An 11,807-nucleotide genomic window follows, 5' to 3' on the forward strand; every position below is an offset into this window, starting at 1 on the left:
TCGAACAAAAGCAATCGCAAAAAAACATAAACGAACATAAATTTTTATATTGCCAACATAATCAAACAGTGAATATGCTTTTTTGTGATCGAATACATTCGTTTCGAGGGTGAACAAAAATGATAAACGCTGAAGTGCCAGGAAAACTGGCCAGCGAACTGATGGACAAGCGTGCGATTGTTACGGGCGCCGCCACGGGTATCGGCAATGCGATAGCGCGCGCTTTGGCACGTCATGGTGTTCGGGTCGCGATTGCTGATATTGATGGTGAAGCTGCACAAAGGGCCGCAAACGATCTTGGTAGTGATGCCGTTGGACTGGCAATGGATGTCAGTCAACGTGGTTCCGTGGAAGCAGGGTTCCAATCCCTTATTTCACAATGGGGCGGTCTCGATATCGTGGCAGCAAATGCCGGCGTTTCGACGATGAATCGTGCCGTTGACCTCACAGACAAGGAATGGGACTTCAATTTTGACGTCAATGCGCGCGGCGTGTTTCTGACTAATCAGATCGCCGCCCGTTATTTTCTTTCCAGCGGAACCAAGGGCGTGATCGTCAATACAGCGTCACTTGCCGCCAAGATCGGCGCTCCGTTGCTGGCGCATTATTCTGCAAGCAAGTTTGCCGTCTTGGGCTGGACACAGGCATTGGCACGCGAGCTTGCTCCCAATGGAATTCGCGTCAATGCGGTTTGTCCCGGCTTCGTCAAAACCTCCATGCAGTCGCGCGAAGTCGAATGGGAAGCAAAACTACGCGGTATTACACCGGCGCAGGTAATTGCCGATTATGTATCGCAAACGCCGCTCGGGCGTCTGGAGGAACCCGAAGACGTGGCGGAAGTGGTCGTCTTCCTTTGCTCGGATGGTGCCCGCTTCATGACAGGGCAGGGTATCAACGTGACGGGTGGTGTTTATACAACGTAATCCAAAAGTGCATCACATGCGACGTGACGTGCTCAATAAACAAAAATGACCGAAAAAATGCGGTCGGCTCAGGGGACTAGCGGCGATCGGTCGGGAAAAGGCCAGCTATCGCTGATCGTGCGGAAGGGTAGATCTGAATGGCGTCGATCGAACTGGAACACGTATCCAAACTATACGCCAACGGCGCCTATGGGGTGCGTGATGTCGATCTGAAGATCGATGATGGCGAGTTTGTCATCTTTCTCGGCCCATCTGGCTGCGGAAAGTCGACGACATTACGCATGATTGCTGGGCTCGAAGGCATTACTTCCGGAGATTTGCGTATTGGTGGAAAATCGGTGATACGGCTACCGCCCAAGGATCGCAACGTCGCGGTTGTTTTTCAGTCCTACGCGCTCTATCCGCATATGACCGTACGGCAGAACATGGGGTTCGGCCTTAAAATGCGTGGTGTTCCGGCGGCTGAAATAGCGGCGAAAGTCAGCGAGGCTGCCAACATGCTGGGGCTGAACAAATATATTGATCGCAAGCCCGCTGCCCTTTCCGGTGGACAGCGTCAGCGCGTGGCACTTGGTCGTGCGATCGTACGCGAGCCAAACGCCTTTCTGCTCGATGAACCGCTTTCGAATCTTGACGCGCAACTGCGCGCAGAAATGCGGCTTGAACTCGTGAAACTGCATCGCAGGCTGGGCAAGACCATCATTCATGTAACGCATGATCAGGTCGAAGCCATGACGATGGGAGACCGCATCTGCATCATGCGTGATGGTGTTATGGTCCAAGTGGGCAAACCACTCGAAGTTTATGCAAATCCGGCGGATACATTTGTTGCGAAATTCCTGGCAACACCGCCGATGAATCTCATTCCTGTACGACTTGCTCTGTCCGGTAACGACGAGTTGCTGGTACATGGTGATGGAGTCGATATCTGCGTGCCCGCTATGCACAGGTCTCACTATGATGCGAGTACTAAGAAACCGCTTCTGCTCGGCATCAGACCTGAGGATATCTATGAGGCGCAGAACAATCCAGACTGGCAACCGATCGACCTGACGGTGGTCGCTGTCGAGAAGCTTGGCGTCGAGACGGTAGTCATCGGCCAGATCGGAAACGACCAACCGCTTGAACTCAATGCCCGCGTAAGCCGTTATTTCACGGCGAGTATCGGGGAAAAGGTTCGATTGTTCATCGATGCAAGACCGATGCATCTTTTCGATGCCGAGACCGAAAAAGTTATCAGTCGACCACCGCTAGTGCCTGGTCTGGTGAAGGTTTAGGAGATAGCGATGCGCAAGCTGCTCATCCATGCTGGTCTCGTCACCGTTTCGCTGGTGATACTGGTGCCATTGCTCTGGACCCTCCGCATAAGCTTTGTACCGGAACAGATGGCTTATTCCACCGAATTGATGCCGCAGTTCACGTTCCAGAATTATGTGGATTTGTTCACCCAAAAGCGTTTCGGCGTCTATTACGTTAACAGTCTGATCGTGGCGACAGGATCAGTTCTGCTCGCATTGCCCTTCGCGGCAATGACGGGCTATGCGTTTGCGCGGTTCAAGACCGGTGGGCCGCTGGCGCGCTTCACCGTTCTGGCAACACAGATGCTGCCGCCGGTTGCGATCGTATTGCCAGCCTTCATGCTATTTCGCTCGGTGGGGATGACCAATTCGGTTCTTGGTCTGACAATTGCCTATGCAGCGATCAATCTGCCGTTTCTAATCTGGATTCTCATGGGTTTTTTCGAGGGTATTCCTGTCGACCTGGAATGGGCGGCACAGACCGATGGGGCCAGTGCATGGGGAGCATTCTGGCGCATCGTCGTGCCGGTTTCTCTGCCGGGTATTGCCGCGGCAGGTGTGCTTGGCTTCATTTTAGCCTGGAACGAGTTCCTGTTCGCACTGGTCCTGAGCGGCCCGACAACAGCGACAGTGCCTGTCGGACTTGCATCTCTGCAGACCTCGAACGGTGTTCAGATCGCCAAAGTGGCGGCGGGCGTTATCCTGGCCATTTTACCACTCGTGATAGCGTCGCGTTTCATCCAGCGTTTCATCGTACAGGGGCTCACATTCGGCAGCGTCAAGTGACGCAAAGACTAAGTGCATGCGAATAACCATAACAAAGGGAACCACGAAAATGCTTAGGTCTGGAAAAAAACTGATGGCGGGTGTCAGCCTGCTTCTTCTAGCGGGAATGGGATCAGCTTACGCGGAAACCGTTACGCTGCGTGCTCTGATGGAAGATGTGCCTGAAACACATATCATTGAAAAACTGCTGCCGGATTTCGAAAAGGAAACCGGCATCAAGGTTGAATTCGAGAAGATTGGCTATGGTGATATGCATGACAAGCTCGCCACGCAGCTCGTCTCGCCGGAAAGCTATTACAATCTGCTCGAGGTGGATTTTCTTTGGGCAGGTGAATTTCCCGCGGCCGACTGGCTCACCGATCTGAAGCCCCTCGCTGAACGCGATAAGCTCGATCTTTCGGAATTCATTCCATCAACGTTGGACTTGCTCGGTCGGACTGAGGAGGCCATGCCGATCCTGCCGATGTATAATTATTCGATGGGCCTGCTTTATCGAAAGGACCTTCTTGAGGACGCTAAGCTCAAAGAAGCTTACAAGAACGAGTTCAATGCTGAACTGAAGAAGCCCGAAACGCTGGAAGAGTATGTGCAAATCGCCAAGTTCATGAAGGCGAAGGCAAATGTCGCCGGAGCCGCAATGCAAGGGCAACGGGGCGATCCGAACAGTATGGAGTTTTCCAACTATCTGTTCTCTGCAGGGGGGGCCTATCTTGACATGGAACGCAAGGTCACGCTCGACAGTCCGGAAGCTGTCAAGGCGCTGACGCTTTATGTCGATTCTATCCAGAATGCGGCTCAACAAGGTGCGCTGTCGGCTACGCTCGATGATACCATGCGCCTGATGTGCAGTGGCGAAGCGTTCAGCATGGTCACCTATTGGTGGATGCTCCCGCAGATGGATAATGCCGAAAAGTGTCCGAAAGTCGCGGGTAAGGTTGGGCTTTCCGTCATGCCGGGCGGCCATGGCGAAAGCGGCGGCTGGGGCTGGGGCATTCCCAAGAACACATCACCAGAATCTCAGGAGGCCGCATGGACCTTCATCAAGTGGGTCCAGAGCAAGAAGATCGGTGTGGCCCGGGCCCTGGAAGGCCACGCACCAGTAAGCGAAGCGGTCTATAAAGACCCTGAGGTCCTCAAGAAATATCCGTTCTACGAACAGGCGCTCGACGTCGTGGCATCTGGAAAATCATTCCCGATATTCGCTTATTCAGCACAATATGAAGATGTGCTCGGCACGCAGATCTCGCGGGCTGCTGGCGGCGAAGTCAAGCCGGAAGCGGCGATAAAAGCTGCTGCTTCGGGACTGGATGATCTTCTGAAGAAATAAAACGCCTGCCGCCCTCTCGACATTCGGAAGGGCGGCAGAGGTTTCCAACTGTATATCTGCTGGCATTCTCCGGAGCGGCCGCATGTCCAACGCCACTACAGCAATTGATCGTACCTGGAAAACTGGCTGGGCATTTTCCCTGCCGGGGCTATCGACCCTTGCGATCGTCATGGGGTTGCCGCTCCTATATGCCGTTCTAATGTCGATCTCCTCCATGACCCTCTTGCGGCCATCGCTATTTCCACTCACGGGCTTCGAAAACTATGCACGTATCATGAGCAGTGCACAATTCTGGAGTTCCCTCTGGCTGACTGTCAAATATTCGATCGTGACTGTGATGGCCGAGTTTATACTTGGGCTGGGCATCGCGCTGATGTTGAACGCGGTTGTTAAAACCAAGCCGATCTACTTCGCGATCCTGACCATTCCAATGGCCATGTCACCCGTCAGCGTCGCCCTTATATGGCGCATGTTGCTACAACCCAATCTGGGCATCATAAACCATATGATGGAAACCGTCGGTTTGCCTAGGCTTGATTGGCTCGGATCGTCCGATCTCGCAATCTGGTCGATGGCCGCTATCGATATCTGGCAGCAGACATCCTTTGTCGTCCTTATACTCGCCGCGGGGCTGGCATCGCTGCCGCGTGATCCTTACGAGGCCGCGGAAGTGGATGGGGCGGGGAAGATCCAGCAGTTCTGGTTTCTGACTTTGCCTATGCTCAGACCCGTGGCTGCTATCGCAATTATCATCCAGCTCATCAATGAATTCCGCACCTATGATTTGACGTATGTGTTAACCAAAGGTGGGCCGGGCACCTCAACCGAGGTGTTGAGTTTCTTTGCTTACAGACAGGCGTTTCTTGGACTTTCGCTGAACGAAGGCTCGGCAGCCGCATTTGTCCTGCTGTTGATCGTGCTCGTTATTACAATTGTTTTCTTCTGGATACTCGAAAATAGACGGTTTCGAGATGTGGGGTGATACCCGATCAAGGCAGTCCGTTCACGTTGCACGGACCACTTCCTTTGACCAACTTTGGCTTAGGAGAAAATGTAAACCTGCCGCGGGCTTCTTGCGAAATAGAGAGCGGAAAAGTGAAGAAAGCGGTTCCGAGGCGGCGCATCGGCGCTACGACAAGTGACTGGAAAACGACCTCGCGGCTGTCAAGTTCGTTGCGGCCAGAATCTAGTGCAGGAATTTATGAGACCACACTCTAGGGTCTGTGGGGAATTAGGTTTTGAGCGTGGCGTGAGACGCATTCAGAGAGAAAATCCGCCACGTCCTAAAGGGATATGGTGAAAATGGCCCAGCTTTGCTCCTAAACCTGTGCTATTTTCATCCATATCACGCTGCAAAACGAATTCCCCACAGACCCTAGATTATTTATCAATTTCCTTGAGATAAGGATGTTTAACTGTAATAGAAATTCCTAAACCAGTATTTGGTCTGAAAGGAGATACCGATGCTTCTGAGCGCGCTTGCGGCCGATATTGCGCTACCTGCACCGGTGCTTCTCGTTGAAGATGATATGGTGGTGCGACGCAGGCTCGAAATGCTGCTGCTTCAGTTTGGCTACCAACTGGAGGCCATTATATTTGCTGCGTCACTGGCCGAAGCACGCGCCTGTATGACGGATCAGCCGGTTGCACTTGCTTTGGTCGATATTGGTTTGCCTGATGGCAGTGGAATTGATCTAATCTCGGAGTTTCATGCTTCAGATCCGGGCTTGGCTATACTGGTCATTTCGGCGTGGTGCACACAGGATGTTATTCTTTCTGCCTTGCGGGCAGGCGCTGTAGGGTATGTTCTTAAAGAACGAGACGATCTGGAAGTTGCTATCGCAATACGCAGTGTTTTACGCGGCGGGGCACCCATCGATCCGTTTGTCGCAAAGCGAATTATCGAGGAACTGCCTGCTCAATCGCCAGAGCCAACGACCGATGACGGTATGCAAGCACTGACCGCACGGGAGAGTCAGATATTGCTTTTGGTGGCCGAAGGGCTTGGTAATAGGGATATTGCAGAGCGCCTCTGCCTGTCGCGGTACACGGTGGAGTGCCATATCAAACGGATTTATCGCAAGCTTGCAGTTTCCTCTCGGACGCGAGCAATCCATACCGCGAGACAGCGCGGATTGTTGGCGTGAGGTGGCTGCTATTTCTGTGCTTGTGCATTTTTTCTGTGCCTGCGTGGGCGCAAACGAATTCTGCTTCGTCAACTTGTGCAGTGCGCATAATCGACGTGAAAGCAGCTGCAGCCACTCCTGACGGTGGCAGAGCAGACGACGCGCAATGGGAACATGTGACCCTTCCAGATGACTGGAATTGGAGACATTCTCAGGGAACCAATAAGGTCTGGTATCGTATTGACTGGCAACAAAGTTGTCCCGCCGACGGCAGAGAGCCTGTGGCTTTGTTGTTGCGATCCGTCGTTATGGCTGGAGAAGTTTATGTCAACGACCACCATCTCTGGAGTGATGAGCAATTAACGGAACCGCTTTCCCGCAGTTGGAATATGCCCCGCTACTGGCTTTTGCATAATTCGTGGTTGTATGAGGGTGTAAATACGCTCTGGGTCAGAGTTGTCGGCATAGAAGGGCAGACCCTTGGACTTGGACCTGTCGCCGTTGGTGAGCCCAGACAAGTTTATGAGCAATACGAAAATTTGTGGTGGCGCAACCGCACATTATATGTCGCAAACATCATCGTATCGGGCGTTATCGGCATTTTATTCTTTTGTATCTGGATCGTTCGCAGAGACCAGACCGCATACGGATGGTATGCATTTTCGTCCTTATTCTGGGTCGTTTTTATATCAAATATTCTTGTCACGAAGCCCTGGCCTTTTCCGGATACTCTGACGGCAGCCAAAATAAACGCAATTGCCTTGTTGTTATGCGTGGCCTGTTTTTGCTTGTTTACGCTGCGTTTCGGCGAAAGGCGATTGAAGCGCTACGAGTGTATTCTGTGGGGCACGACAGCATGCCTGATTGTAGCGCTCATTATCGCGCCGGTTTACGTTATCGTTTATATTCAGATACTTAGCTTTTTGTTGGCGACCTTGGCGTTTCTGGCGAATTGTCTGCAGTTTCCTCTCTATGCTCTGCATACGCGCCAGCGTGAACATTTGATGCTCGCTCTTTGTCTGCTGGTTCTATTCGTGACAAGCCTGCATGACTTTTTTCTGATTTCAAAACTCATCCCTGGCGAGTTTTCGATCCTGCCTTACGCGAATATCGCGATTACTCTCTGTCTATCCGGCATCTTGGGATTGCGTCATGCACACAATGTTCGAAGAATAGAACAGTTCAATGTTGAGCTGGCGGACAACGTGGCCAAGGCGCGTGCTGAACTCGCAACGACCCTTGAGCGCGAGTATGCTCTGGCGCTGTCCAATACCAGACTTAGAGACCGGTTGGATATTGCACATGACCTTCACGATGGCATAGGCGGATCACTCGTGCACATGATGGCCTCGGTGGAGCAAGGTAACGGTCCCGTCAACCGACCGCAAGTCGTCTCGATGCTTAAGCTGATCCGCGACGATCTACGTCAAACCATTGACAGCAATTCCAGCCCCAGCATCAAGGTTCCGGCCACACCGTTGGAATGGATAGCCCCTTTGCGACACCGGTTCACGGCACTTTTCGATGAACTTGGCATAAAGTCTGAATGGGTGTTTCCAGATCAGTGGCTTAATCCGCCCAATACGTTACAGTGCTATGCGCTGACCCGAATTGTAGAGGAAGCATTGACCAATGTCATAAAGCACAGCCGCGCAAAAATAGTGACATTGTCATTGGTCCAGAGTTCTCGTGACACACTCATCCTGCATGTCAAAGACAATGGCATTGGCTTCGATGTTGAGGCCGTGCACCGAGCCAATATCAGTATTGGTATGCGCAGCATGTCTACACGTATGGCGCGCGTTGGGGGAAGGGTCGAGTTTGCGTCAAAACCGGGTCAAACGCTCTTGAGCGCGGTGCTCACAATTGAACCTTGATGAAAAGAAATGCGGATGACACGATTAGTGCTGCTTGGGCCCGGATCGTGATCTCCATGCCAATAAGAATACGAATGGTTGCTAAAAGACCATAATTGTTTCACATAAATTGTGGTTTGAATGTTCTGCTTCGAAAAAAATGGGGTGCAGGTTGTTACGCAAGAAGTTCGGTTTTCTCTTCCTTTTCCTTGCAATTATTGCGTCGCCCTCAAACGCTTTTGAAGCAGGATCTCCGCCGGAATTAAAGCCGTTGCCGCAACAGGTTCAGGCAGCTCGTTTGACGGCAGAGTTCCTTTCGCGCTTTCATTATAAGCCAGTTCCCTTGGATGATGCTCTGTCCGTCAAGATCATGAATCGCTATATCGATTCCCTTGATCCTGATCGGCTGATTTTCCTGCAGTCAGATATTGATAGCTTCAAAACCAGCAGCAAAGAAATCGATGACGCCATCGACCAGGAAGATCTGAGCATCCCGTTTGCCATTTTCAATATTTATGGGCAGCGTGTGGTTGACCGCATGACTTATGCACGTAGCCTGCTCAATCAGAAATTCGACTTCAGTGTTCAGGAAGACTATCCGATTGTTCGCGATAAAGCGGCTTGGCCACAATCGGACGCAGAACGCAACGACTTATGGCGTAAACGCGTCAAAAATGACTGGCTGCGTTTGAAACTGGCTGGCAAAGATGATGCCACCATTCGCGAGACACTGGGCAAGCGCTATGAAAACACACTCGCGCGCGCATACAAGTCGAAAGCCGACGATGTTTTCCAGATATTCATGGCCGCATATACAACCTCCGTCGATCCTCATACCGATTATTTTGGTGCGAATGCTTCGGCAGAGTTTGATATAGCTATGAAGCTTTCCCTTGTGGGCATCGGCGCCGTTTTGCAGGAACGAGATGATTACACCACGATCCGCGAGCTTGTCGCTGGCGGTCCTGCTCAATCCTCAGGCAAGCTTGCCGTTGGCGATCGTATTATTGGTGTCGGTCAAGACGAAAACGGGCCGATAAAAGAAGTCGTCGGATTGCGTCTTGATGAAGTTGTGCAACTGATACGCGGTGCCAAAGGGTCGATTGTGCGTCTGGATATCTTGCCAGCGGATGCCGGACCGGATGGTGCGCATCACGTCGTTCGCCTGGTTCGCGACAAGATCAGCCTCGAAAAGCAAGCGGCCCAAAAGACAGTGCTGTCAGTAAAAGATGGAACTGCCACGCGAAAGATAGGCGTAATCACACTTCCTGCATTTTATGAGGATATCGAGGCCCGCCGAAAAGGTGACAAGGATTATCGAAGCGCCAGCCGCGATGTCGCCAAACTTGTAACGGAATTGAAGCAGGACAAAGTCGATGGTGTTCTCATTGATCTTCGCAACAATGGCGGCGGCTCGTTGACCGAAGCCATTGACCTGACCGGCCTATTTGTCGGCAAAGGCCCTGTGGTCCAGCAACGCAATGCAAAAGGTGAAGTGAAAGTGGAGAGCGATGATCTTCCGGCCCCGATCTGGAATGGACCGCTCGGCGTTCTCATAAATCGCGGGTCGGCGTCCGCTTCAGAGATTTTTGCTGCGGCAATTCAGGATTACGGACGAGGTGTCATTATCGGTGAGCCTAGTTTCGGCAAAGGAACAGTGCAGACCGTTATCAATCTTGATGAGGTGGTGCAGAATCCAGAACCGAAATTCGGTGAATTGAAGTTGACGGTTGCGCAGTTTTTCCGTGTGAATGGCGGCACAACGCAATTACGCGGCGTGACACCTGATATCAACTTGCCCGGAACGTTTAATATCAAGACCACCGGTGAGTCGAGTTTCGACAATGCCCTGCCCTGGAGTGAGGTGAAGCCAGCGAAGTATAAGTCGTATGGCGATATGGCGGCGACTATATCGCAGCTGCAAGAAAAGCATGATAACCGGGTAAAGAGTGAACCCGAATTTCAGCGGTTTGTGGAAGATATTGTGGCCTTGAAGGCACAGCGCGAAAAGACAACCATATCCCTCAACGAAACCACGCGTCGTGATGAAATCTCGGCCGAAACAAATCGCCTTAAGGCGCGTGGTGAGAACAAAGATGAAGTCAACGCGGATAAGGATGATGGTTTACAGTCCAATGAGCGGAGCTTGAGCGCTGAAATTGCCATCGAAAAAGCCCGTACGAGCGCAAAAGATGTTCTGCAAAATGAAGCAGCGACCATCGTTGGTAATTTGGCAGATTTACAAAGAGAAGCATCGAAATAGTCGCTATGTAACTGAAAGCTGGTGGTCGGCCATCATGTACGGATTCAAGGGGGCTATTCAGGTACCACTGAACACACACCGAATTTTCGTGTAAGTCCCCTTGTTCGACCAATAATGTCGATGTCACGGCATTATGCTAGCAATATAAATCACGAGCACCGCTTGGCCGGATAATGCGCAGAACAGAGCCAGCCAGTAATTGGCCCTGTTCACTAAATCCAACTTCAAATCCTTGTTAAGACTTTGCCGAAATCGCACTCAATTCCTCAAGGTCGAGATCGCGCTCCAGTTCATGTAGGGTCTCATCATCAATGTCCCCGATCCTGTGAAGGCGGAGCAGCTCCCCGCGGCCAGCCGCCACAATCTCGAGGACGGCGTCGAAATGAGCATGAAGCATCGGCATGTATTCTTCTGTGCGTTCGGCATAGTCTATGATCGCCGTTGCCCTTTTTTGATATCGGGCGAGTAGCTGCGGATGAACGAGATTTCCCGCTTCGTCGTAAGCCAGAGCTTCAATGGTTGTCAGTTGTACCTGGGCCATTGCCGCTTCGGCTTGGCTCATGGTGAGTTTAGCTCGTTCTGACTCCGTCTCGGGTAGTTTCACCCATGTGATAATGCGGCCGAGAGTGGTTCCCTGCACAAGCACGGTTCCAGCGATGACCGCGAATGCCGTTACAAGAATGAGGTCACGTGACGGGAAAGCCGCTGGCAAGCTTAGCGCAAGAGCGAGCGTTACAACACCACGAACCCCCGCCCAACTCACGACAACTGCGCCACCCAAGCCAATCGGTCTTGCACCATTAAAGCCGAGCATGTTGCAGAGCCTGATGATATAGTCACATGCGAACACCCACACGAACCGCGACACAATCAGTGCGATAAGGATGAGAAATACCGGCAGTCCCATTGTTTCGACAACAGTGCCGAAACCGCCGGCACGCTCCACAACGTCCCGCAAGGACAATCCGATTAGGATGAACACCGAAGCCTCCATCATAAAGATCAGCACAGTCCAGAACGACGTTCCGCGCATGCGTATTGCAGCATTAAACACTGTGTGCTGATACCAACTGGCGATCAGGCCCGTTGTGACCGTGGCGATGACACCGGAGACATGAAAGAATTCGCCCAGCAGATACGATATCCAGGCGAGTAAGATCGAGGAGGCGATCATAAGATAGTCGTCGCCGAGGCGTCGTACGAATTTGACCCATACCGGGGTCAGAAC

General features: G+C 52.0%; 8 protein-coding genes and 1 pseudogene. 8 read left to right on the forward strand and 1 reads right to left on the reverse strand.

The genetic code is table 11. The annotated features are described in order from the left end of the window. Window positions 1–119: 119 nt before the first annotated feature. The 8 genes from CEV33_RS20290 to CEV33_RS20325 all read left to right on the forward strand — a co-directional run bounded on the left by CEV33_RS20290 (window position 120) and on the right by CEV33_RS20325 (window position 10,579). A complete protein-coding gene (locus tag CEV33_RS20290) occupies window positions 120–923 on the forward strand; it encodes an SDR family NAD(P)-dependent oxidoreductase (protein ID WP_094542199.1) in 804 nt (267 codons plus the stop codon). A 137-nt stretch (window positions 924–1,060) separates the two neighbouring features. Further along, complete coding sequence (locus CEV33_RS20295; RefSeq protein ID WP_094542200.1) at window positions 1,061–2,200, forward strand: ABC transporter ATP-binding protein; 1,140 nt, start codon at window positions 1,061–1,063, stop codon at window positions 2,198–2,200. 9 nt (window positions 2,201–2,209) lie between these two features. Continuing rightward, complete coding sequence (locus CEV33_RS20300; RefSeq protein WP_094542201.1) at window positions 2,210–3,007, forward strand: carbohydrate ABC transporter permease; 798 nt, start codon at window positions 2,210–2,212, stop codon at window positions 3,005–3,007. Between the two features lie 73 nt (window positions 3,008–3,080). After that, on the forward strand, window positions 3,081–4,334 hold the full coding sequence (locus CEV33_RS20305) for an ABC transporter substrate-binding protein (RefSeq protein ID WP_235818473.1): 1,254 nt from the start codon (window positions 3,081–3,083) through the stop codon (window positions 4,332–4,334). Between the two features lie 82 nt (window positions 4,335–4,416). Further along, window positions 4,417–5,316 carry a carbohydrate ABC transporter permease gene (locus CEV33_RS20310; RefSeq protein WP_094542203.1) on the forward strand — a complete coding sequence of 300 codons (900 nt, stop codon included), beginning with the start codon at window positions 4,417–4,419 and terminating at the stop codon, window positions 5,314–5,316. A 481-nt stretch (window positions 5,317–5,797) separates the two neighbouring features. Continuing rightward, window positions 5,798–6,481 (forward strand): response regulator transcription factor, encoded by a 684-nt coding sequence (locus CEV33_RS20315; protein WP_094542204.1) that lies wholly within the window; start codon window positions 5,798–5,800, stop codon window positions 6,479–6,481. 95 nt (window positions 6,482–6,576) lie between these two features. Beyond that, a complete protein-coding gene (locus tag CEV33_RS20320) occupies window positions 6,577–8,337 on the forward strand; it encodes a sensor histidine kinase (RefSeq protein ID WP_235818474.1) in 1,761 nt (586 codons plus the stop codon). A gap of 139 nt (window positions 8,338–8,476) precedes the next feature. Then, window positions 8,477–10,579 (forward strand): carboxy terminal-processing peptidase, encoded by a 2,103-nt coding sequence (locus CEV33_RS20325; RefSeq protein ID WP_094542206.1) that lies wholly within the window; start codon window positions 8,477–8,479, stop codon window positions 10,577–10,579. Window positions 10,580–10,814: 235 nt separating this feature from the next. On the opposite strand, the pseudogene CEV33_RS20330 reads toward CEV33_RS20325, so the two are convergent. Next, window positions 10,815–11,798: pseudogene (locus CEV33_RS20330) on the reverse strand (cation:proton antiporter domain-containing protein); the annotation flags it as partial. Between the last annotated feature and the right edge of the window lie 9 nt (window positions 11,799–11,807).

Origin of the sequence: Brucella grignonensis (assembly GCF_002252505.1) — a bacterium.
GTDB lineage: Bacteria > Pseudomonadota > Alphaproteobacteria > Rhizobiales > Rhizobiaceae > Brucella > Brucella grignonensis.

Bases quoted from the DNA above. Each gene is read 5' to 3' on its own strand.
- CEV33_RS20295 (WP_094542200.1), top strand. From the start codon at position 1,061: ATGGCGTCGATCGAACTGGAACACGTATCCAAACTATACGCCAACGGC.
- CEV33_RS20315 (WP_094542204.1), top strand. From the start codon at position 5,798: ATGCTTCTGAGCGCGCTTGCGGCCGATATTGCGCTACCTGCACCGGTG.
- CEV33_RS20325 (WP_094542206.1), top strand. From the start codon at position 8,477: ATGGGGTGCAGGTTGTTACGCAAGAAGTTCGGTTTTCTCTTCCTTTTC.
- CEV33_RS20305 (WP_235818473.1), top strand. From the start codon at position 3,081: ATGGCGGGTGTCAGCCTGCTTCTTCTAGCGGGAATGGGATCAGCTTAC.
- CEV33_RS20290 (WP_094542199.1), top strand. From the start codon at position 120: ATGATAAACGCTGAAGTGCCAGGAAAACTGGCCAGCGAACTGATGGAC.
- CEV33_RS20310 (WP_094542203.1), top strand. From the start codon at position 4,417: ATGTCCAACGCCACTACAGCAATTGATCGTACCTGGAAAACTGGCTGG.
- CEV33_RS20300 (WP_094542201.1), top strand. From the start codon at position 2,210: ATGCGCAAGCTGCTCATCCATGCTGGTCTCGTCACCGTTTCGCTGGTG.